Source organism: Photobacterium sp. CCB-ST2H9, from assembly GCF_023151555.2.
Lineage (GTDB): Bacteria > Pseudomonadota > Gammaproteobacteria > Enterobacterales > Vibrionaceae > Photobacterium.
The window spans coordinates 3,491,306-3,512,126 of sequence record NZ_CP100425.1 but is presented as its reverse complement, the minus strand read 5'-3'; the positions used below and the strand labels follow the sequence as shown (position 1 = coordinate 3,512,126).

Genomic DNA, 20,821 nt, shown 5'->3' with positions numbered 1-20,821 from the left:
TTCCCAGAAATATCAGATGAAAGGAAATTGCTATGTCGAGTCGCAAGCAAGCGAGACTGGAAGCGAAACAATTTATTGATTCACTCACTACCCAAGCCTACCCGAATTCCCGAAAAATCTATGTCACCGGCAGCCGGGATGATATCCGTGTCGGCATGCGTGAGATTGCTCAGGCTGACTCCTTAGTCGGCGGGGATAAAAATAACCCGATTTTTGAGCCGAACGAACCGGTACGAGTCTACGATACCTCTGGCTTTTATACCGATCCGGAACAGACGATTGATATCTACAGTGGTCTGCCAAAGCTGCGTGAAAACTGGATTGAAGAGCGGAATGATACTGAGCTGTTGGATGAGCTGAGTTCTGCCTATACCAAAGAGCGTCTGGCTGATGACACATTAGATGAGCTGCGTTTTGCGCTCCGTGCCCGTGTCCGCCGGGCTAAGCCAGGCCAGTGCGTGACTCAGATGCACTACGCCCGCAAGGGGATCATCACGCCGGAGATGGAATATATCGCGCTCCGTGAAAACATGGGCCGCGCCCGTTACCGTGATGAAGTGCTGAACCAGCAGCATCCGGGACAAAGCTTCGGCGCCAACCTGCCCAAAGACATTACCCCTGAATTTGTGCGAAAAGAGGTGGCTGAAGGCCGCGCTATTATCCCGTCCAACATCAACCACCCGGAATCTGAGCCGATGATTATCGGTCGTAATTTTCTGGTGAAGGTGAATGCCAATATCGGGAATTCGGCGGTCAGTTCCTCGATTGAGGAAGAAGTAGAAAAACTGGTGTGGTCGACCCGCTGGGGCGGCGATACCGTGATGGACCTGTCAACCGGTCGGAACATTCACGAGACCCGTGAGTGGATCATCCGTAACAGTCCGGTGCCGATTGGAACCGTACCAATGTATCAGGCGCTGGAGAAGGTGAACGGCATTGCTGAGAACCTCAATTGGGACGTGTTCCGTGACACCTTGCTGGAGCAGGCGGAACAGGGCGTTGACTACTTTACGATTCACGCCGGTGTGTTGCTGCGCTATGTCCCGATGACGGCCAAGCGCGTGACGGGTATTGTTTCCCGTGGCGGTTCTATCATGGCGAAATGGTGTCTGGCACATCACAAGGAAAGCTTCCTGTATGAGCACTTTCGCGAGATTTGCGAGATCTGCGCAAAATACGATATCGCGCTGTCGCTTGGCGATGGCTTGCGTCCGGGTTCAGTCGCGGATGCCAATGACGAAGCCCAGTTCAGCGAACTGCGTACACTGGGAGAGCTGACTCAGATCGCCTGGGAATATGATGTACAGGTGATGATTGAAGGACCGGGGCATGTGCCGATGCATATGATCAAGGAAAACATGGAAGAGCAGCTCAAGCACTGCCATGAAGCTCCGTTCTATACCTTAGGCCCGCTGACGACCGATATTGCCCCGGGTTATGACCATATCACCTCCGGAATTGGTGCCGCGATGATTGGCTGGTATGGCTGTGCCATGCTGTGTTACGTGACGCCGAAAGAACACCTTGGCCTGCCGAATAAAGATGACGTGAAGACTGGCCTGATTACCTACAAACTCTGTGCTCACGCGGCTGATTTGGCCAAAGGACACCCGGGGGCGCAGGTCCGAGACAATGCATTGTCAAAGGCCCGTTTTGAATTCCGCTGGGAAGACCAGTTCAATCTGGGTCTGGACCCGGATACTGCCCGTGCATTCCACGATGAAACCCTGCCGCAGGAATCCGGCAAGATTGCGCACTTCTGTTCAATGTGTGGACCTAAATTCTGTTCGATGAAGATTTCTCAGGAAGTGCGGGATTATGCGAAAGCACAGAATGAGGCTCAGGTGATCCAGTTACTGGAGGATCCGCTGGAAGGCATGCGCCAGAAATCGGCCGAATTCCGGGAAAAAGGCAGCGAGCTATATCATCAGGCGAAAACCCATGAGGCAGATCAGGCATGAGTGGGGCGCAACAACTGACATTTCCGGGAATGGAGGGCGGCATCGGGCCGCTCTATCCTGTCGTCGATGATGTTCACTGGATTGCCCGGCTGCTGCCGCTGGGCGTGAAAACGGTTCAGCTGCGGATGAAAGATCCGGCACATCCAGAACTGGAAACACAAATCATCGAAGCCATCCGGCTGGGCCGTGTGCACAACGCTCAGGTGTTTATCAATGACTACTGGCAGCTGGCGCTGAAACACGGCGCTTACGGGGTGCATCTGGGACAGGAAGATCTGGATGCCGCCGATCTGGATGCCTTGCGTCATGCCAGTATCCGGCTGGGTGTTTCTACCCGGACGTCGGCTGAGTTGCAGCGCGGCCTGGCGATTGCGCCGAGCTATGTGGCAATCGGCCACATCTTCCCGACGCCAACCAAGGACATGCCAACCCCGCCGCAAGGGGTCGCACAGCTGAAGGAACATCTGGCGACCGTGGCGGGCCGTTATCCGACGGTGGCTATCGGCGGAATTGACCTGAGCAATGTGGCGGACGTCTGGCAGACCGGCGTGTCCTGTGTCGCCGTGGTGCGGGCCGTGACGGCTGCACCGGACACGGAGCAGGCTCTGGCCGCTTTCGCTGAAAAGCTGGTGAGGTAAGCCATGCTGACTGACGAATCTTTTTTACGCTATCACCGTCAGGTGCAGTTGCCGGAAATTGGTGAGCAGGGTCAGCTGGCCCTGCAACAGGCCAAGGTGCTGATCATCGGTGCCGGTGGTCTGGGAGCGCCCGCGGCGTTGTATCTGGCCGGTGCCGGTGTGGGCAGTCTGGTGATTGCGGACGGCGATCGGGTGGAGCGTTCCAACCTGCAACGCCAGATCATCTACCGCGATGACAATCAGGGCGAGAGCAAGGCTCAGGCCGCAGTCGCGCAGGTGAAGGCACTCAATCCGCACATCCGGGCCCGGGCCGTGACCGCCAATCTGGCTAAGTTACAGCTGGCGATGGAAATCAGCCTTGCGGATGTGGTGCTCGATTGCACCGACAATTTTGCCAGCCGCCATGCCATCAATCAGGCCTGTTTCGAACACGGCAAGCAGCTAATCTCCGGGGCGGCGATCCGCTGGCAGGGGCAACTGATGAACTTTGATTTCCGGGCGCAGCAGGGGCCTTGCTATCACTGCCTGTTTCCGCACGGTGACATGCAGGCACCGCAAAATTGCAGCGAGTCCGGGATTGCCGGTCCCGTCGTCGGGATCATGGGGACCTTCCAGGCCTTGCAGGCTATCAAGGCGATCACCGGCAGTGGCGAATCTGGCAAGGGTCAGTTCCGCCAGTTTGACGGCCTCACCCTGCAATGGCAGCAGTTTGCTCTGCCCGTGAACCCGCAATGCTCTGTATGCAGTAAGGAATCTTTATGACCATGATTAACGTTCAGGTGAACGATAAAGCCATGCAGCTGGCGGCAGAAACCTCGCTACGAGCGCTGCTGGAGCAACTGGCAATGCCGCTGGATGCCACCGCAGTGGCGCTCAATCAGTCGATTGTCAGTCGTGATTGCTGGGGAGACACCGTGCTCAGCGATGGCGACGCGATCGCCCTGTTTCAAGCTATTGCAGGAGGCTGAGATGCTGACGATTGCTGATAAAACGTTTTCATCCCGTCTGTTTACCGGTACTGGCAAGTATGCCGGCCGGGATGTGATGGCGCAGTCCATTCTGGCTTCCGGTTCGGAACTGGTGACCATGGCACTCAAACGGGTCGACATTGAAAACCGGGACGATGACATCCTGGCGCCGCTGCGTGCCGCCGGGGTGAACCTGCTGCCGAATACCTCCGGCGCGAAAAATGCGAAGGAAGCGATCTTTGCCGCGCAGCTGGCCCGTGAAGCGCTGGGCACTCACTGGCTGAAACTGGAAATTCACCCGGATCCGAAATATTTAATGCCGGATCCGATTGAAACGCTGATTGCCGCAGAAGCGCTGGTCAAACAGGGCTTTATTGTGCTGCCTTACTGTCATGCCGACCCGGTGCTCTGTAAGCGGCTGGAAGAAGTCGGTTGCGCGGCGGTCATGCCGCTGGGTGCGCCGATTGGCTCCAATAAAGGGCTGGCCTCACGGGATTTCCTCGACATCATTATCGATCAGGCACGGGTGCCGGTGATTGTGGATGCCGGGATTGGCGCGCCGTCTCATGCGGCGGAAGCCATGGAGCGGGGCGCGGATGCGGTGCTGGTCAATACCGCGATTGCTGCGGCGGCTGATCCGGTGGCCATGGGCCGGGCATTCAGACTGGCGGTCGAAAGCGGACGGATGGCTTATGAAGCCGGTCTGGCCGGGACAGTCAGCCAGGCTGTTGCATCCAGCCCGCTGACGGCGTTTCTGGATGCCAGCATTTAAGGAGGCGGCATGAGTTATGCGGATGTCTGGCGTCAGCTGGACTGGGATGGTGTCCGGCTGTCGATTTACAGTAAAACGGCGGCGGATGTTGAGCGTGCACTCAGCAAACGCAAGCGGGATCTCGAAGACTTTAAAGCCTTGATTTCCCCGGCTGCCGAGGCTTATCTGGAGCAAATGGCACAGCAGTCGGCGGCTCTGACGCGGCAGCGTTTTGGCCGGACGATCGGATTTTACGTGCCTTTGTATCTGTCGAATCTCTGTGCCAACAGCTGCACTTACTGCGGCTTTACCATGGAGAACAAGATCAAGCGAAGGACACTGACGCTGGACGAGATTGAGCGTGAATGTGCGGCGATCAAAGCGCTGAATTTCGATAACGTGCTGCTGGTCACCGGTGAGCACGAACGTAAGGTCGGGATGGATTATTTCCGTCAGAGTGTTCCGGCAATCAAGCGTCACTTCAGTTATCTGTCGATGGAAGTCCAGCCGCTGGATCAGGCGGAGTATGCCGAGCTGAAAACGCTGGGGCTGGATGCGGTGATGGTTTATCAGGAAACCTACAGTGCACCGACTTATGCCCAGCATCATTTACGTGGCAATAAGATGGACTTTTTGTACCGGCTGGAAACCCCGGACCGACTGGCGCGGGCCGGCATTGATAAAATCGGCATCGGCGCACTGATTGGTCTGGAAGAATGGCGGACTGACTGTTTTTTTGTCGCCAGCCATCTGGATTATCTGGAGCGGACTTACTGGCAGACCCGTTATTCAATTTCGTTTCCGCGACTGCGTCCGTGTACGGGCGGATTAGAGCCAAAATCTGTGATGAGTGACCGCCAGCTGGTGCAGCTGATCTGCGCATACCGGCTGTTCAACAGTGAGGTTGAGCTGTCCATGTCGACCCGGGAATCCCCGCATTTTCGCGACAATGTGTTGCCGCTGGGGATCACCAGCATGTCGGCAGGATCCAAAACGCAACCGGGAGGTTATGCCGATAACGAGCCGGAGCTGGAGCAGTTTGCGATCAGCGATGAGCGGGCGGTCAGTGACGTGGCGCAGGCGGTGAAACAGCACGGTTTTGAGGTCGTCTGGAAAGACTGGCACCCGGCTTATTCCGGCTGATTGCTTAGCGTAAGCTGCAGAGAAAATGAAAGGGCTGATGAAAACCATCAGCCCTTTTTGATGAGATGAAACAATTATTCCGTAAAGACGGCGTTGACCTTGGCGTCGTAACGGGCATTGATGTTGGATGAATAATGTCTGGCTGTCAGCTCAATTTTCAGTTTCTGAACATCGACCGGTTCATCAAAAGAGACAGAGAGTGTGCCTGAAGGGTATTTCAGGTAGCTCGGATAAACCCGTTCGTTATTTTCGTTATAGATGAACGCAACCACAGACTGATTACGGGCATTGGCGGTTGTGTTGACAACCAGTTCCAGCGATTTCACTTTCTTGTTGTTGTACGGCGTAATTTCCACCCATTTGGTCACTGGCGTCCCAAAGCTGGCATAGAGTGAGGTACCGGCAGAGATTTGCTCATCAAAATCAATCACAGGATCGTGATCCGGGTAGCTGGTGGCATCGTTCGGTTTACTGTTGCCGAAATACTCCTGAATCAGGCTGAAGCCATCGCCGTCGTAATCGGTATTGGCATCGAGCCCGACCACCTCATAAGTTTTTTTCCACCAGGTTGGCAGATGGTCGTTATCGATGCTCGTGCTTTCGCCGTAGTTAAACCGGAAATTCCCGTCAAAGCGCTGGCTGGGTTTGGTAAAGTCGGCGTTGTACACAGAGATCACCGCACGGTAATTGTCCTGCCAGTACACGATCGGGGTGGCGAATTTGTGCTCTCCCCAGCCCGCACGGCAGTCCAGATTATGCAGGCGCTGGTTCGCACCGTTGTAAATTTCGATCTTACAGTCCATGGCATTGGGCTGATTATTATCATATCCCAGTGTGACCAGATGGTGGCGGTCGGCAGGCAGGTTGAATTTGACCGGAATGTTCACCCGCTGGCCTTTATAAATCGTCTGATTTACGGACTGTTTGTAGGTTTCTAAATGTGGATTGGTGTTGGCCAGAGCGGCAAAAGACAAAAAAGGAAGTGACAGAAGCAGTTGTTTTTTCATGATATAACCTTATGAATATAATTGATTATTGTTTCATCAGGCATGCTAGCGATATTCATCAGATGTGAAAACAGTCAATAGGGACAGTTTTGTGCTGGGTCACGGAGATACATGACCGTTGTGCTCCGGCTGGCAGGCAGAAAAAAGTCCGGCGTACTGACCGGACTTTTGGGAGGTAAATCAGGGATGTTTTTAGCGGCTGAGCGGCGCAGTTGCCTGTTTCAGCCACGTTAGATTCTCGCCCTGCAGGGACGGGCTGATGACGTCGAAGACGGTTTGGTGGTAAGTGTTCAGCCACGCCAGCTCGCTGTCAGTCATCAGGCTGAGATCCACCAGACGGCGATCAATCGGGGCACGGGTCAGCGATTCGAAACCGAGTACGGTCATATCCCCTTCGGTTGGGACTTCCACAACCAGCTCCAGGTTTTCAATCCGGATGCCGAAGGCGTCGGCACGGTAATAACCCGGCTCATTCGACAGCACCATTCCCGGCAGCAGCGCGGTTGGATTCGGGACTTTCGAAATCCGTTGCGGGCCTTCATGTACGTTCAGGAAATGGCCGACGCCATGGCCTGTACCGTGGTCGAAATCAAAACCGTGTGCCCACAGGTGCTGACGTGCCAGAGCATCCAGCTGTGAGCCTGTCGTGCCGCGCGGGAAACGGGCACTGGCCAGGGCAATGTGACCTTTCAGCACCAGCGTGAAGGTTTGTTTCACTTCATCGCCCGGATTACCGACTGCGATGGTGCGGGTGATGTCGGTGGTGCCGTCCGGGTACTGACCGCCTGAATCTACCAGATAGACGTTGTCCATTTGCAGGACGCCCGGTTCCGGCTGGTTGTTGTGGTTGTAGTGACACATGGCAGCGTTGCCACCGGCTGCGGAAATGGTGTCAAAGCTGACATCGGTGCAGCTTGGATCTTCAATCCGGAACTGCCACAGCTGATCGGCCAGCGTGGCTTCGTCCAGCAGATTGCTGGCTGCGACCTGACGGTCAACCCAGGCCAGGAATTTGGACACCGCCACGCCATCACGGATATGACTGGCTTTCATGCCAGCCACTTCGGTCGGGTTTTTGGCCGCTTTCGGCAGCATGCACGGATCGGCACCTTCAAGGATCACAGCACCGGCGTCACGCAGGGTCTGTCCGGCCCAGGCATTGCTGGTGGCCGGGTCAAGCAGCACGTGCTTGCCGTTCAGGGCTTTCAGGCGGTGTTCCAGGGTTTCCGGCGCCTGAATGCGGACACCTTCACCCACATGCGCTGCAAACTCAGCAGGCAGACGGGATTCATCAATAAAGAAATCGACGCTGCCGTCATTGTGCAGGATAGCGGTCGACAGCAGGACCGGCAGGCACTGCACGTCGCTGCCGCGGATGTTCAGCAGCCAGGCAATGCTGTCGAGCTGGGTGAGCAGGACGGCATCGGCTTTTTGTTTTTGCAGGCTGGCGGCAATGTTCGCGCGTTTGTCGCTGCTGTGCTGGCCGACAAAATCCAGCCCCATCAGTCTGGCATCAGACAGCGTCGGCGCCGGGCGGTCCTGCCACAGGGTATCAATCGGGTTGGTGTTCAGCAGCACCAGCTCCAGGCTGCTGTCCAGCGACTGCTGGGTACGTTTCAGCCAGGCGCCGCTGTGCAGGCGCGGGTCGACGGCAATTTTGCTGCCGGCAGCAAAGTGGTCTGCCACCCACTGCATTGGCGGTTCTTCGATCAGATGACGGTATTCAAACACGTCGCCCGGCACTTGTTTACGAACCTGGACGACATAGCGGCCATCCACAAACATCGCTGCCTTGTCGCGGCCGATAACAGCGGCCCCGGCCGAACCGGTGAAGCCGGTTGCCCACAGCAGGCGCTCGTTATGTTCAGGGATGTATTCACCCAGGTATTCGTCTTCATGCGGGATCACCAGGGCATCAAGCTGTTCTGCTTCCAGCCACTGGCGGATCTGTGCCACGCGTTGTGAAATCACTGATTGCATCTGTCAATATTCCTTTCTGTTGATGTCATCCTCGAACGGATGAGCCAAACCTGCCCCTCAGTCACCCTGACGACGGCAGCAGGCCGATCCGCTAAAGGTAGCGTTTTTGTGAATAGCCTGCAATTAACCGGTAGACAATTCACGGCATCCGTTGATGATGATCTGCCTTAACCATCTGTGCCCCGGGTCATTTTCCTGGTGTTGCGGCCAGAAAAGGGTGTAAGCCATAGCAGGAAGTGCTGTCGGTAAAGGCAGCACGATCAGGTCGAGCTGGGCCGCGACATAGTTGGCGAAATGGCTGGGCGCGGTGAAGACCAGATCGGTATGGGTACATAAACTGGCGGCGCTATTAAAGTCTGGCACAAACATCGCGATATCGCGTTGCAGGCCCTGCTCTGCCAGTTTGTAGTCCAGCAGCCAGCGGTCATCCCGGCCGCAACGCACCTGAATGTGCCGCTGGCGGAGGTAGTGATCCTGATTCCACTGACCGTCCTCATATAGTGCCAGCACCGGATGACCCGGCCGGACAATGCAGCGCTGGGTATCGCGGTGCAATTCCTGGAACAGTACGCCTTTCGGCGGCATCAGGGTGAGCTGGGCGTCCAGCGGGTTGAGATCTTTCCCGGTGATCCCGAAGTCAATCTCACCACGCAGCATCTTGTCAAAAGTATCCGGCTCCCAGGCATGGGTATCCAGCAGGATGTTGGGTCCCTGACTGAAAATGTCACCCAGAAAGCGCGGCATCAGCAGCGGATAGGCACTTTCCACCAGAGACATTTTGAAATGGCGGTCACTGTTTTGCGGGACGAACTCTGCCGGTGCGGTCAGGTTTTCGATGTCCTGCAGCAGTTTTTCCAGTACGGGTTGCAGTGCCCGGGCACGCGGAGTCGGCTGCAGTCCGTGGGCACTGCGGACAAACAGGGTATCGTCGAACTGCTCGCGCAGCCGGGCCAGGCTTTTGCTGACCGCAGACTGGCTCAGACATAAGCGGTTTGCGGCGCGGGTGACGCTGCACTCCTGGAGTAACACATGCAGGCAGACCAAAAGATTGAGGTCCAGCCGGGTCAGTTTATCAACTGTCATCATTCATCCGTCATGTTGCTGAGATATTCCTGAGTGGAAATTTCACCGTGAATATAAACCATTTTAATTCATATCACGAACCTCGTAGACTGGCACCGTCTTTTGATAGGAAACCGAGTGAATGAAGCCTGAAACATCTTTGTCGAACCGCCGCATTGTGGCACTGATGGTCCTGCTGGTGCTGTTCAGCCCGCTGGCCATCGATATTTATCTGCCAGCCTTACCGGCCATGGCGGACAGTTTTGCTGTCGACCCGACACTGGTCCAGGATACGGTGACCTGGTTTATGTTCAGTCTGGGGCTGGGACAGGTCTTTGCCGGTCCGCTGGCTGACCGCTTCGGCCGTCGTCCGATTGCGTTGGCCGGGGTGGCGCTTTACGCGATGAGTTCGACCCTGGCCTATGTGGCGCAGTCGCTGGATATTATGCTGCTTGCCCGATTCCTGCAGGGGTTCGGCGCCTGTGCGACTTCGGTGGCTGCCTTTGCCGCAGTCCGTGACAGCTTCGGCCCTGAGCGCAGCGGCCGGATGATCAGCTATCTCAATGGTGCCATCTGCTTTATTCCGGCACTGGCCCCGCTGCTGGGCTCCTGGCTGACCCACGAATTTGGCTGGCGTGCCAACTTCAGCTTCATGGCGGGTTTCGCGCTGGTGGCTGGTGGCCTGCTGACCACGTTTTTCCGGGAGACCCGCCCGGCGGATACCTTTGTCAGCGGTGCGATGTTCAGCCCGTCGCGTTATTTCTCGGTGCTGCGCGAGCCGGTATTTGTGTTCCATGCGTCGATGTCGATGCTGGCGATGGCTGTGATCCTGGCTTATGTGACGTCCGCACCGATGTGGCTGATGGTTCATCTGGGACTGGATATGGGGCAGTTTACGTTCTGGTTCGGCATCAATGCCGTCCTCAATATAATTGCCTGCATGGTCGCGCCGAAGTGTATGGATAAGATGGGCTCACGCCGCACCCTGATGTCTGGTCTGGCCATGCTGACGCTTTCGGGCGGTATGATGCTGATTCTGAAAGATATCGCGACCGCATGGGCCTTTATGCTGCCGATCTTTATGAGCTCATTCGGATTTGCGTTTGTGTTGGGCTCTGCAGCCGGGAAAGCACTGGCGCCGTTCGGTGACCGGGCGGGAACCGCGGCTGCGATGCTGGGCCTGTTCCAGATGAGCGGCGCCGGGCTGATGGTCAGTCTGACTCAGCGACTGGATCTGGCACCACCGCTGCTGATGACCTTCCAGATGCTGCTGTTGCTGCCGGGACTGCTGATCTTGCTGTCCCGCCGTGGCCGCCAGTGGCATCCGGCTCCGACTCAGGATTAATCCTGACAACTAATTTTGTATTGAACTGGTTTGGCATATAACTAGACGCCAGAAAAAGGCGCTGGGTCTCGACAACCCTTTTAACTCTCGCTTGGCCTGTCACTGACGTGACAGGCTTTTTTTTGCCTGATGGCTCAGGAGCAGGAAGTACTGACGTCTTTCTGCTTCGCTTTGCCGCGCCATTGCTGGATCAGCAGGCCAAGAATAATCATCACCAGACCGATCAGGGTCGCCGGATGAATTGTTTCCCCGATGATGGTCGCCAGCAGCATCAGCGAGATAAAGGGTGACAGGAAGATCAGGTTGCTCAGTCTGGCCGTGTTGCGGGTCAGCTTCATCGCATTCAGCCAGAGCACGAAGGTGATCCCCATTTCGAACAGTCCGACATAACTGACGGCCATCCAGCCCTGCCAGGGAATGGGCTGCCAGCCACCGGTATACAGACTCAGACCGATAGAAAATGGTAGTGACAGCAGGAAACCCAGCAAGACACTGACCACGGGGTCGGCCTGATTTTTAGTATTCAGAATCCAGAACAGGGCCCACAGCAGGGTCGACAGCAGTGCCAGAGCCACCCCGAGCGGGCTGTCGAACTGCAACGCCATCAGATCGCCTTTGGTCGCAATCACTACCACACCAAGATAGCCAAACAGACAGGCGACCCAGTCCTGCGGGCGGATTTTCTGGCCCAGAAACAGTGCCGCCATCAGGGTCAGGGTGATGGCCCAGCTGTAGTTGAGTGGCTGCGCCTGCGAGGCCGGGAGCAGCGCATAGGACTGAAACAGCACCAGATAATAGATACAGGGATTGATTAGCCCGAGCATCAGGTAATAAAGCGGCTTGGCTTTCAGAGTCGGCAGTAACTGACTGAGCTTGCCCTGATAACCGGCGATGGTAATCAGGGTGATCGCTGAGACGGCGCTCGCGGCCGCCACCATCTGGATCGGCGAAAAATAGTTGAGGGTGATTTTGAAGGCGGTGGCGACGGTGGACCATAAGAGTACGGCGGCGAGACCGAACCCGATCGCTTTCTTTTCCTGCATACTGCGCTTCCTGCTGCTGGACGGGAACTGACAGGCAGGACTGACGACAGCCTGCCGTAAAAACTGTCAGTTTATGCCATTTGCGCTTAGTCAGCCAGCACAGGATTCCGCCAGAGCCCGCTTTCCGTGATGACAATATCTGGACATTTATCCAGTATCTTTTTAGCCTTATCCTAAGAATACAAAAACATGCAGGAAACAGTGCAATGATGGGGGAATGGTTCAGTGAGAACGGCCAGTGGCTGGCCGCTGCGATCACCGGTGCGGTGGTGGCAGGCAGTGCGACCGCCCTGTGGTTTCAGGGCCGACTGCGTCAGCAGGCAGAGATTTGGCAGCGGCAGTTAGAGTCCGAAACTCGGCTGGCCCGTCAGCAGGAGCAGCAACTGCGCCACGAACTGGCGGAACAGCAGCAGGAGCTGGATACGCTGGATGTCGAACGTGACCGGCTCAGCAACGAACTGCGCCAGATGCACGCCCGGCTGGCCGCGGCGGTGGAGAAGCTGCGCTATCTGGAAACGCTGCGTCAGGAGCATCTGAAACTGACGGAGCGGCTGGAAGCCTCTCGTCAGGCTGAATCCGTACTGGCGGCAGATCTGCGTGAGTTGCAGACCCGTTACCGGGAAGAGCAGAAATCGGCTCAGGAGAAAATCACCCTGCTGGAAAATGCCGAAACCCGGCTTCAGCAGCAGTTTGAAAGTCTGGCTAACCGGTTGTTCGAGCACAAAAGCCGCAGTGTGGACGAGCAGAACAAACTCAGTCTGGATGGCCTGCTCAGCCCGCTCAAGGAACAGCTGGAGGGATTTCGTAAACAGATTCACGACAGCTTCAGCCATGAGGCCCGTGAGCGGCATACGCTGGTTCACGAGATCAACAGCCTGAAACAGCTCAATGAGCAGATGGCGCGTGAGGCAGTAAATCTGACCCAGGCCCTGAAAGGAGACAACAAAGCCCAGGGCAACTGGGGCGAAGTGGTACTGGCACGGGTGCTGAGCGAGTCCGGTCTGCGCGAGGGACACGAGTATCAGACTCAGGTGAATCTGGAAGATCACAGCGGCAAGCGCTATCAGCCTGACGTTGTGGTGCATCTGCCGCAGGACAAAGATGTGGTGATCGATGCCAAAATGTCATTGGTCGCCTATGAGCGTTATTTCCATGCCGAGACGCAGGCCGAACGGGATCAGGCACTCAGCGATCACCTGACTTCGCTGCGTGGCCATATCCGCGGTCTGAGTCGCAAGGATTATCATCAGCTGGAAGGCGTGCGCAGCCTGGATTATGTGCTGATGTTTATTCCGGTTGAGCCCGCGTTTCAGACCGCCGTGGAAGCCGACCCGTCACTGATCCGGGATGCCATGGACAGCAATATCATGCTGGTCAGCCCGACAACTTTGCTGGTGGCTTTGCGCACCATCAATAACCTGTGGCGGAACGAAAGGCAAAATCAGAATGCCAAGCAAATTGCGGATCGCGCCAGCAAGCTCTATGACAAGCTGCGGCTGTTCGTCGCCGACATGGACAACGTCGGCCATGCGCTGGACAAGGCCAGCCAGAGCTATCAGGGTGCGATGAACAAGCTGGCGACCGGGCGGGGCAATATTATCCGGCAGGCGGAGAGCTTCAGGCAGCTGGGGGTTGAAGTGAAGCGGGATTTACCGGTCGCCCTGACTGAACAGGCGCTGCGCGACAGTGAGGCTGTTCACGTCCTCACCGAGACGGTGAATGACACACCATGATGCATCAAGTAAACTACGCCCATAAATCAAAATTGATGGAACGAGCATGACTGAACCCACACAAACCACTGATTTTGGTTACCGTAAGGTCGCCAAAGAAGAGAAAGCGCAGCTGGTCGCGGAAGTGTTTCACTCTGTAGCTGACAAGTACGATCTGATGAACGACCTGATGTCGATGGGCATTCATCGTCTGTGGAAGCGTTTCACGATCGACTGCAGCGGTGTACGTCGTGGTCAGCACGTGCTGGATCTGGGCGGTGGTACCGGGGATCTGGCCGCGAAATTCTCCCGCATGGTAGGTGAGGAAGGTCAGGTGGTTCTGGCTGATATCAACAATTCCATGCTGAAAGTCGGTCGCAGTAAACTGCGTGACCGCGGAATTGTCGGGAATGTGGCTTATGTTCAGGCCAACGCTGAAGAGCTGCCGTTCCCGGATAACTATTTCGACTGTATCACCATCAGTTTCTGTCTGCGGAACGTCACCGACAAAGACAAAGCGCTGCGTTCCATGTTCCGGGTGCTGAAACCAGGCGGTCGTCTGCTGGTGCTGGAATTCTCCAAGCCGGTGCTCGAGCCGTTATCGAAAATCTATGATGCTTATTCGTTCCACATTCTGCCTCGCGTGGGTGAGATGGTGGTCGGTGATGCCGACAGTTACCGCTATCTGGCCGAGTCCATCCGGATGCATCCGGATCAGGCCACGCTGGAAGGTATGATGCAGGACGCCGGTTTTGAGCAGACCAGCTACCATAACCTGACCGGCGGCATCGTTGCGCTGCACCGCGGCTATAAGTTCTGAGGTCCGGATGCCAGTTGATGTGCTCCTCACCGGTGTGGTGGAAACGGCTCTGAATACCCTGCTCAAAGACGAGGAGGCCAGTCAGCGACGTCTGGCCCGTCTGCGCGGCAAGGTGATCAGTGTGCAGATAAACGAGTTCGGCAAACGTCTGTATTTTGTGTTCAGCCAGCAGATTGATGTGCTGGCAGCCTACGAAGGCGAGGCCGACTGCCAGTTGGCACTGAGCCTGACGGCGTTGCCGGAGCTGCGCGAGCAGGCCAACCTGACCCAGCTGATCAAAGCGGACAAGCTGGCGCTGGATGGGGATATCCAGCTGGCCCAGCAGTTCTCTGCGTTGCTGAGCGGCCTGAAACCGGATGTGGCCGAACGCTTGTCCCGCTATACCGGCGATGTGGTCGCCCATACGGTGGTAAGCGGTGTGAAGCAGAAGCTGACCGGGCTGCGCCATCATGCCGGAGAACGCAGCCGCGATCTGGCGGAGGTAATCACCGAAGAGTGGCGTCTGGCACCACCGGCGCTCGAGATTGCCCATTTCGCCGATCAGGTGGATGATGCCGCGTCTCAGCTGGCCCGGCTGGAAGCCCGAATCAATAAGCTGGCTGATCGGCTGGCGCAACCCACTCCTGCTGCCTGAGAATCATGAGTCGTTTTTCCGAAATTAAGCGCCTATACCAAATTACTGCCGTCCAGCTGCGTTACGGGCTGGATGACCTGCTGCCGGACGATCCCCGGACCCGGCTGCCGAAACTGATGCGAAAAAGCCTGTTCTGGATCCGCAACCAGCATCCGGACAAGCCGCTGGGCGAGCGTCTGCGTCTGGCCTTACAGGCGCTGGGGCCGGTCTGGATCAAGTTCGGCCAGATGATGTCGACCCGGCGCGATCTCTTCCCGCCGCATATTGCCGACCAGCTGGCGATGCTGCAGGACAGGGTGGCTCCGTTTGACGGTGCGCTGGCCCGCCAGCAGATCGAAAAAGCACTGGGCGGTCCGCTGGATCGCTGGTTTGCCGATTTTGACCAGACACCACTGGCCTCGGCTTCGATTGCACAGGTGCATACTGCGACGCTGAAAGAAAATGGCCGCGAAGTGGTCCTGAAGGTGATCCGTCCGGATATCCTGCCGGTGATTCAGGCCGATATCCGTCTCATGTACCGGATGGCCCGGCTGGTGGCGCGTTTTGTGCCGGAAGCCCGACGTCTGCGCCCGGTCGAAGTGATCCGGGAGTATGAAAAGACGCTGATCGATGAACTGGACCTGATGCGTGAGGCGGCCAATGCGATTCAGCTGCGCCGGAACTTTGAAGGCAGTGATTCACTCTATGTGCCTGAAGTGTTTACCGATTACGCCAGCAGTCATCTTCTTGTCATGGAACGTATTTATGGTATTCAGGTCTCTGACATTGAGGCGCTGAAAGCCAACGGCACAGACATGAAGCTGCTGTCGGAAAAAGCGGTGAATGTATTCTTTACTCAGGTTTTCCGTGACAGTTTTTTCCATGCGGACATGCATCCGGGGAATATTTTTGTCTCGTATAAGAATCCGGCCGACCCGCAGTGGATTGCGCTGGATTTTGGCATCGTGGGGACGCTGAACCGGGAAGATAAGCGCTATCTGGCAGAAAACCTGCTGGCGTTCTTTCACCGGGATTACCGCAAGGTGGCCGAGCTGCACGTCGACTCGGGCTGGGTGCCGCATGATACCAATGTCGATGAGTTTGAATTTGCGATTCGCACGGTGTGCGAGCCGATCTTCGAGAAACCGCTGGCAGATATTTCGTTTGGCCATGTGCTGCTGAACCTTTTCAATACCGCACGTCGCTTCAATATGGAAGTTCAGCCGCAGCTGGTGCTGCTGCAGAAAACCCTGCTCTATGTTGAAGGGCTGGGCCGTCAGCTGTATCCGCAGCTGGATCTGTGGGATACCGCCAAACCGTTTCTGGAAGACTGGATGTCGCGTCAGGTCGGGCCGCAGGCCATCATTGCTGCGGTGCGGGAGAAGGCGCCGTTCTGGGCTGAAAAATTACCTGAACTGCCTGAATTGCTTTATGACAGTTTGCGCCAGGGCAAAGTAATGAATCAGCGGATTGATATGCTGTATGACAACTTTATGTCCAGCCGTCGTCAGCAGGGCCAGGCAAGGTTTTGTTTTGGCGTTGGCGCGACCCTGATTATATGTTCTGCCATACTTTTTGGTAACCAGGTGGATATTTATCCGGCCATATCAGCAACAGCTGGGGGGATCTTCTGGCTGATGGGTTGGCGGGCTTACACCAAATAACCGCTGTGTCACGCAAGGTGCCATGGCTTTAACGATGAATTGAGGAAAGGTAAACATGGGTGGAATCAGTATCTGGCAACTGCTAATCGTTGCCCTGATTATTGTGCTGTTATTCGGAACCAAGAAGTTGCGTTCAATCGGCGGTGACTTGGGCTCAGCGGTGAAAGGCTTCAAGAAAGCCATGAGCGATGAGGAAGAGAGCAAAAACAAAGCGGATGCAGACTTTGAGCAGAAGTCGCTGGCGGATAAGAAAGATGCCGCAGAGCCGCAGAAAGACCAGAAAGATAAAGAGCAGGTTTAACACGTGTTTGATATCGGGTTCTGGGAGCTGATTCTGATTGCCGTGGTCGGCCTGGTAGTGCTGGGGCCGGAACGGCTGCCGGTTGCGATTCGCTCGGTCTCGCGCTGGGTTAATGCTGCCAGAAATATGGCCACTGCGGTGAAGACTGAGCTGTCTCAGGAACTGAAGATTCACGAGCTGCATCAGGACCTGAAAAAGGCCGAGCAGGCGGGGATGCAGGATCTGGCCCCGGATCTGCAAAAATCGGTTGAGGAACTGAAAGAGGCAGCGGCCTCAGTGCAGCGTCCTTATGCCAAACCTGAGCCTGTCAAATCTGAACCTTCAATCAAGCCAGAGCAACCGGCAACGGAAGAAGTGCATCCGCAGGCAGAGACTCATCCGGATGAGATGCCTGCCAAGCCGTCATCATTTTCGCAACAACAGGATAAATAACGCTTCATGTCGAGTGTGGAAGAGACCCAGCCTTTGTTCAGTCATTTGCTGGAATTGCGGAACCGGCTGCTCCGTTCTATCTTGAGTGTCCTGGTGGTCTTTCTCTGCCTGGTGTGGTTTGCCAATGACATTTACAGTCTGCTGGCAGCTCCGCTGGTTGAGCGGCTGCCGGAAGGCACCAGCATGATTGCCACCGATGTGGCATCGCCGTTCTTTACCCCGATCAAGCTGACGCTGGTGACCTCGGTGTTTCTGGCTGTGCCTTTTATTTTGTATCAGGTCTGGGCCTTTGTGGCACCGGGATTGTACAAGCATGAACGCCGCCTGGTGATGCCGCTGCTGTTTTCCAGTTCGCTGCTGTTCTACTGCGGTGTTGCCTTCGCCTATTTTGTAGTGTTCCCGCTGGTGTTTGGTTTTTTCACCAGCATCGCCCCGGAAGGGGTCCAGGTCGCGACGGATATTGCCAGCTATCTCGATTTTGTTCTGGCACTGTTTCTGGCATTCGGCATCGCGTTTGAGATCCCGGTGGCCATTATTCTGCTGTGCTGGACTGGGGCGACTGACCCGGAGAGCCTGCGCCAGAAACGTCCTTATATCATCGTGGCAGCCTTCGTGGTCGGCATGCTGCTGACACCGCCGGATATCATCTCGCAGACCTTGCTGGCTGTGCCGATGTGTCTGCTGTTTGAAGTCGGACTGTTCTTCTCCCGCTTCTATGTACGTGCAGATGACGATGGATCCGCAGAAGACTGAGTCTGAACGCTGAGACTGACAGCCGCCTTTGTGCGGCTGTTTTTGTTTGTGCTGTGTGCCAAGGTCAGTTTTTATTTGTCTGAATGTGGCGTGTACAATGACGCCAAATTTCCAGTGGACAGCACAGTGATGATAGATATAGGTGTCAACCTGACCAACAGCCGTTTTGATAAAGACCGGGATGCCGTGATCGCCCGCTCGCGCGAAGCCGGGGTCCAAGCCTTGATCCTCACCGGTACCAGTGAGGATGAGAGCCGCGAGGCTCTGGCGATGGCGCATCGCTGGCCGGGCTATTGCTTCAGCACTGCGGGTGTGCACCCGCATGATGCCAAGTCGGTGACCGATTTGTCGATGCCGGTTATCCGGATGCTGGCGGCTGATCCGGCGGTGGTGGCGATTGGGGAATGCGGGCTGGATTTCAATCGTGATTTCTCGCCTCGGCCGCAGCAGGAGGCGGTGTTCGAAGCCCAGCTGGCGCTGGCGGCTGAGCTGAAAAAGCCGGTCTTTATGCACTGCCGGGATGCGCATGATCGCTTTTTGGCAATTCTCAACCCCTGGCGCGACAAGCTCCCGGCTGCGGTGCTGCATTGTTTTACCGGGACGGAGCAGGAACTGAAAGACTGTCTGGACCTGGATCTGCACATCGGGGTGACCGGCTGGATTTGTGACGAACGCCGGGGGACCGAGCTGCGGGAGATTGTCCGCCATATTCCGGACCATCGTCTGATGGTAGAGACAGACTGCCCGTATCTGCTGCCGCGTGATCTGCGGCCGAAACCGAAATCAAGTCGTAATGAACCGGCTTATCTGCCGCATATTGCAGCGACGGTGGCGGCCTGCCGCAACCAGCCGGCGGCAGAATTCAGCTCGGCGGTTTTTTCCACAACCCGGGCATTTTTTCAGATCGAACCAGCGTAACTGACTGTTCAGTGGTAAGATGAGCGCTACTGTGACTGATTGCGGCGCCTTTCAGCAGAATTTCGCCGCACAACCAACAAGGAGTGAGCAGTGTCTGTATCTATTCAGGGGGCATTTCCGGCCCGTCGTATGCGTCGTGTGCGCAAGCAAGACTTTACCCGCCGTCTGACGGCTGAAAACCAGGTGTCAGTCAACGACCTGATCTATCCCATGTTTATCCTGCTGGGGAAAAACCGCCGCGAGCCGGTGGAGTCCATGCCGGGGGTAGAGCGTCTGTCCATCGATCTGATGCTGTTGGAAGCGGAGTATCTGGCAAAGCTGGGTGTTCCGGCGATTGCCCTGTTCCCTGTTGTGTCACAGGACTTCAAGAGTGTCTGCGCGGCAGAAGCCTACAACCCGGAAGGTCTGGTGCAGCGTGCGGTGCGTCTGCTGAAAGAGCACGTGCCGCAGATGGGCGTGATCACTGACGTGGCGCTGGACCCGTTCACGACTCATGGTCAGGACGGCATCATTGATGAAGACGGATACGTCCTGAATGATGAAACCACTGAAGTGCTGGTCAAGCAGGCACTGTCTCACGCCGAAGCAGGCGCCGACATTGTGGCGCCTTCCGATATGATGGATGGCCGCATTGGTGCAATCCGCGAAGCGCTGGAAGAAGCGGGTTACATTCATACCCAGATTATGGCGTATTCAGCCAAGTATGCGTCTAACTATTACGGTCCGTTCCGGGATGCAGTCGGTTCGGCGGCCAATCTGAAAGGCGGCGACAAGAAGACTTACCAGATGGATCCGGCCAACAGTGACGAAGCATTGCATGAAGTGGCGATGGATGTACAGGAAGGTGCCGACATGGTGATGGTCAAGCCGGGTATGCCGTATCTGGATGTAGTCCGCCGGGTGAAAACCGAGCTGCAGGTACCAACCTTTGCCTATCAGGTCTCAGGTGAGTACGCCATGCATATGGCAGCGATCCAGAATGGCTGGCTGAAAGAAAAAGAGACCGTGATGGAATCTCTGCTGTGCTTCAAGCGCGCTGGTGCAGACGGCATTCTGACTTACTTTGCCAAGTCTGTGGCCGAGTGGCTGGCTGAAGAAGCGGCGGAGCGTCAGGCCACACTGAACGAAAATCGTTAACAGCCTGACCTGTTGTGAAAAGCGAGCCTGAGGGCTCGCTTTTTTGTTTGTGGTTGCTGAAGGCAGTATCGCGTCCCGGCGTTTGCCGTTGCTCAGGGTTTGACGTTACGGTTGATCGGATTTTGGAGCGAGATCAGGGTTTCCGTTGACTGAACTTCATCAATGGCCTGGAGTTTGTCGATCAGTACATACTGGAGTTCTTCAATCGAGCGGCACATCAGTTTGACGAAGATATTGTAGGCCCCGGTGGTGTAGTAGGCTTCAACCACTTCATCCAGCTCGTTCAGCTTAGCCAGTGCGGAGTGATAATCCCGGGCGGCGTTCAGATTGATACCAATAAAACAACAGACGTCATATCCCAGAAGCTTAGGGTTGATAATCACCTCAGTTCCAGTAATGATGTTTGCAGCGCGCATTTTTTCAACACGGACATGGACGGTGGCCGGGCTGACATGAAAGCGCTTTGCCATTTCGGCATAAGGGATCCGGGCATCATGCATCAGGGCATTCAGAATATCCCGATCTAAGTCATCCAGACGGGGTAGCGGGGTCATGGCATCTTTCCGTGGTAGT

At 56.1% G+C, this 20,821-nt stretch carries 21 protein-coding genes; 16 read left to right on the top strand and 5 right to left on the bottom strand.

Annotated elements, in window-relative coordinates; translation table 11 throughout:
- The first annotated feature begins 32 nt into the window (after positions 1-32).
- The 6 genes from thiC to thiH are packed head-to-tail and all read left to right on the top strand — an operon-like array spanning position 33 to position 5,461.
- Positions 33-1,961, top strand: coding sequence for a phosphomethylpyrimidine synthase ThiC (gene thiC, locus L4174_RS16170; RefSeq protein ID WP_248144613.1), 1,929 nt, complete (start codon positions 33-35; stop codon positions 1,959-1,961).
- On the top strand, positions 1,958-2,599 hold the full coding sequence (gene thiE / locus L4174_RS16165) for a thiamine phosphate synthase (protein ID WP_248144614.1): 642 nt from the start codon (positions 1,958-1,960) through the stop codon (positions 2,597-2,599). The genes thiC and thiE overlap by 4 nt, the downstream gene beginning before the upstream one ends.
- A gap of 3 nt (positions 2,600-2,602) precedes the next feature.
- Positions 2,603-3,361, top strand: a complete 759-nt coding sequence (locus tag L4174_RS16160; RefSeq protein ID WP_248144615.1) for a HesA/MoeB/ThiF family protein — start codon at positions 2,603-2,605, stop codon at positions 3,359-3,361.
- Positions 3,358-3,567, top strand: a complete 210-nt coding sequence (thiS, locus tag L4174_RS16155; protein ID WP_248144616.1) for a sulfur carrier protein ThiS — start codon at positions 3,358-3,360, stop codon at positions 3,565-3,567. Before L4174_RS16160 ends, thiS begins: the two co-directional genes overlap by 4 nt.
- Before the next feature lies 1 nt (position 3,568).
- A complete protein-coding gene (locus L4174_RS16150; protein WP_248144617.1) occupies positions 3,569-4,339 on the top strand; it encodes a thiazole synthase in 771 nt (256 codons plus the stop codon).
- 9 nt (positions 4,340-4,348) lie between these two features.
- Positions 4,349-5,461: a 2-iminoacetate synthase ThiH gene (thiH, locus tag L4174_RS16145; RefSeq protein WP_248144618.1), complete on the top strand. Its 1,113-nt coding sequence runs from the start codon at positions 4,349-4,351 to the stop codon at positions 5,459-5,461.
- A 74-nt stretch (positions 5,462-5,535) separates the two neighbouring features.
- On the opposite strand, the gene L4174_RS16140 is transcribed toward thiH, so the two are convergent.
- From L4174_RS16140 to L4174_RS16130, 3 genes are all read right to left on the bottom strand, one after another.
- Complete coding sequence (locus L4174_RS16140) at positions 5,536-6,468, bottom strand: hypothetical protein (protein ID WP_248144619.1); 933 nt, start codon at positions 6,466-6,468, stop codon at positions 5,536-5,538.
- A 192-nt stretch (positions 6,469-6,660) separates the two neighbouring features.
- A complete protein-coding gene (locus L4174_RS16135) occupies positions 6,661-8,448 on the bottom strand; it encodes an aminopeptidase P family protein (RefSeq protein ID WP_248144620.1) in 1,788 nt (595 codons plus the stop codon).
- A 123-nt stretch (positions 8,449-8,571) separates the two neighbouring features.
- Positions 8,572-9,531, bottom strand: coding sequence for a LysR substrate-binding domain-containing protein (locus L4174_RS16130; protein WP_248144698.1), 960 nt, complete (start codon positions 9,529-9,531; stop codon positions 8,572-8,574).
- Positions 9,532-9,652: 121 nt separating this feature from the next.
- On the opposite strand from L4174_RS16130, the gene L4174_RS16125 reads away from it, so the two are divergent.
- Positions 9,653-10,855, top strand: coding sequence for a multidrug effflux MFS transporter (locus L4174_RS16125; RefSeq protein ID WP_248144621.1), 1,203 nt, complete (start codon positions 9,653-9,655; stop codon positions 10,853-10,855).
- 134 nt (positions 10,856-10,989) lie between these two features.
- Here the strand turns inward: L4174_RS16125 and L4174_RS16120 are convergent, their stop codons facing one another.
- Entirely contained in the window at positions 10,990-11,898 is a 909-nt protein-coding gene (locus L4174_RS16120; RefSeq protein WP_248144622.1) for a DMT family transporter, read from the bottom strand.
- 209 nt (positions 11,899-12,107) lie between these two features.
- On the opposite strand from L4174_RS16120, the gene rmuC reads away from it, so the two are divergent.
- The 9 genes from rmuC (at position 12,108) to hemB (ending at position 20,248) form a co-directional block, all read left to right on the top strand.
- Complete coding sequence (gene rmuC, locus L4174_RS16115; protein WP_371929412.1) at positions 12,108-13,631, top strand: DNA recombination protein RmuC; 1,524 nt, start codon at positions 12,108-12,110, stop codon at positions 13,629-13,631.
- 46 nt (positions 13,632-13,677) lie between these two features.
- On the top strand, positions 13,678-14,430 hold the full coding sequence (gene ubiE / locus L4174_RS16110; RefSeq protein ID WP_248144623.1) for a bifunctional demethylmenaquinone methyltransferase/2-methoxy-6-polyprenyl-1,4-benzoquinol methylase UbiE: 753 nt from the start codon (positions 13,678-13,680) through the stop codon (positions 14,428-14,430).
- A gap of 7 nt (positions 14,431-14,437) precedes the next feature.
- Positions 14,438-15,064 carry an SCP2 domain-containing protein gene (locus tag L4174_RS16105; RefSeq protein ID WP_248144624.1) on the top strand — a complete coding sequence of 209 codons (627 nt, stop codon included), beginning with the start codon at positions 14,438-14,440 and terminating at the stop codon, positions 15,062-15,064.
- A 5-nt stretch (positions 15,065-15,069) separates the two neighbouring features.
- On the top strand, positions 15,070-16,707 hold the full coding sequence (ubiB, locus tag L4174_RS16100) for a ubiquinone biosynthesis regulatory protein kinase UbiB (RefSeq protein ID WP_248144625.1): 1,638 nt from the start codon (positions 15,070-15,072) through the stop codon (positions 16,705-16,707).
- 55 nt (positions 16,708-16,762) lie between these two features.
- Positions 16,763-17,008 (top strand): Sec-independent protein translocase subunit TatA, encoded by a 246-nt coding sequence (gene tatA / locus L4174_RS16095; RefSeq protein WP_248144626.1) that lies wholly within the window; start codon positions 16,763-16,765, stop codon positions 17,006-17,008.
- Positions 17,009-17,011: 3 nt separating this feature from the next.
- Positions 17,012-17,440, top strand: coding sequence for a Sec-independent protein translocase protein TatB (gene tatB / locus L4174_RS16090; RefSeq protein WP_248144627.1), 429 nt, complete (start codon positions 17,012-17,014; stop codon positions 17,438-17,440).
- 6 nt (positions 17,441-17,446) lie between these two features.
- Positions 17,447-18,193 (top strand): Sec-independent protein translocase subunit TatC, encoded by a 747-nt coding sequence (tatC, locus tag L4174_RS16085; RefSeq protein WP_248144628.1) that lies wholly within the window; start codon positions 17,447-17,449, stop codon positions 18,191-18,193.
- Between the two features lie 129 nt (positions 18,194-18,322).
- Positions 18,323-19,111, top strand: coding sequence for a TatD family hydrolase (locus L4174_RS16080; protein ID WP_248144629.1), 789 nt, complete (start codon positions 18,323-18,325; stop codon positions 19,109-19,111).
- A 90-nt stretch (positions 19,112-19,201) separates the two neighbouring features.
- Positions 19,202-20,248: a porphobilinogen synthase gene (hemB, locus tag L4174_RS16075; protein ID WP_248144630.1), complete on the top strand. Its 1,047-nt coding sequence runs from the start codon at positions 19,202-19,204 to the stop codon at positions 20,246-20,248.
- A gap of 92 nt (positions 20,249-20,340) precedes the next feature.
- On the opposite strand, the gene asnC is transcribed toward hemB, so the two are convergent.
- Positions 20,341-20,802 carry a transcriptional regulator AsnC gene (gene asnC, locus L4174_RS16070; RefSeq protein ID WP_036750916.1) on the bottom strand — a complete coding sequence of 154 codons (462 nt, stop codon included), beginning with the start codon at positions 20,800-20,802 and terminating at the stop codon, positions 20,341-20,343.
- Between the last annotated feature and the right edge of the window lie 19 nt (positions 20,803-20,821).

Coding starts and splice junctions, on each gene's coding strand:
- L4174_RS16130 (WP_248144698.1), bottom strand. CDS start 9,531: ATGACAGTTGATAAACTGACCCGGCTGGACCTCAATCTTTTGGTCTGC.
- asnC (WP_036750916.1), bottom strand. CDS start 20,802: ATGACCCCGCTACCCCGTCTGGATGACTTAGATCGGGATATTCTGAAT.
- ubiB (WP_248144625.1), top strand. CDS start 15,070: ATGAGTCGTTTTTCCGAAATTAAGCGCCTATACCAAATTACTGCCGTC.
- L4174_RS16135 (WP_248144620.1), bottom strand. CDS start 8,448: ATGCAATCAGTGATTTCACAACGCGTGGCACAGATCCGCCAGTGGCTG.
- tatA (WP_248144626.1), top strand. CDS start 16,763: ATGGGTGGAATCAGTATCTGGCAACTGCTAATCGTTGCCCTGATTATT.
- L4174_RS16105 (WP_248144624.1), top strand. CDS start 14,438: ATGCCAGTTGATGTGCTCCTCACCGGTGTGGTGGAAACGGCTCTGAAT.
- L4174_RS16140 (WP_248144619.1), bottom strand. CDS start 6,468: ATGAAAAAACAACTGCTTCTGTCACTTCCTTTTTTGTCTTTTGCCGCT.
- L4174_RS16080 (WP_248144629.1), top strand. CDS start 18,323: ATGATAGATATAGGTGTCAACCTGACCAACAGCCGTTTTGATAAAGAC.
- rmuC (WP_371929412.1), top strand. CDS start 12,108: ATGGGGGAATGGTTCAGTGAGAACGGCCAGTGGCTGGCCGCTGCGATC.
- thiE (WP_248144614.1), top strand. CDS start 1,958: ATGAGTGGGGCGCAACAACTGACATTTCCGGGAATGGAGGGCGGCATC.
- L4174_RS16125 (WP_248144621.1), top strand. CDS start 9,653: ATGAAGCCTGAAACATCTTTGTCGAACCGCCGCATTGTGGCACTGATG.
- ubiE (WP_248144623.1), top strand. CDS start 13,678: ATGACTGAACCCACACAAACCACTGATTTTGGTTACCGTAAGGTCGCC.
- thiC (WP_248144613.1), top strand. CDS start 33: ATGTCGAGTCGCAAGCAAGCGAGACTGGAAGCGAAACAATTTATTGAT.
- L4174_RS16120 (WP_248144622.1), bottom strand. CDS start 11,898: ATGCAGGAAAAGAAAGCGATCGGGTTCGGTCTCGCCGCCGTACTCTTA.
- L4174_RS16150 (WP_248144617.1), top strand. CDS start 3,569: ATGCTGACGATTGCTGATAAAACGTTTTCATCCCGTCTGTTTACCGGT.
- thiH (WP_248144618.1), top strand. CDS start 4,349: ATGAGTTATGCGGATGTCTGGCGTCAGCTGGACTGGGATGGTGTCCGG.
- tatC (WP_248144628.1), top strand. CDS start 17,447: ATGTCGAGTGTGGAAGAGACCCAGCCTTTGTTCAGTCATTTGCTGGAA.
- thiS (WP_248144616.1), top strand. CDS start 3,358: ATGACCATGATTAACGTTCAGGTGAACGATAAAGCCATGCAGCTGGCG.
- L4174_RS16160 (WP_248144615.1), top strand. CDS start 2,603: ATGCTGACTGACGAATCTTTTTTACGCTATCACCGTCAGGTGCAGTTG.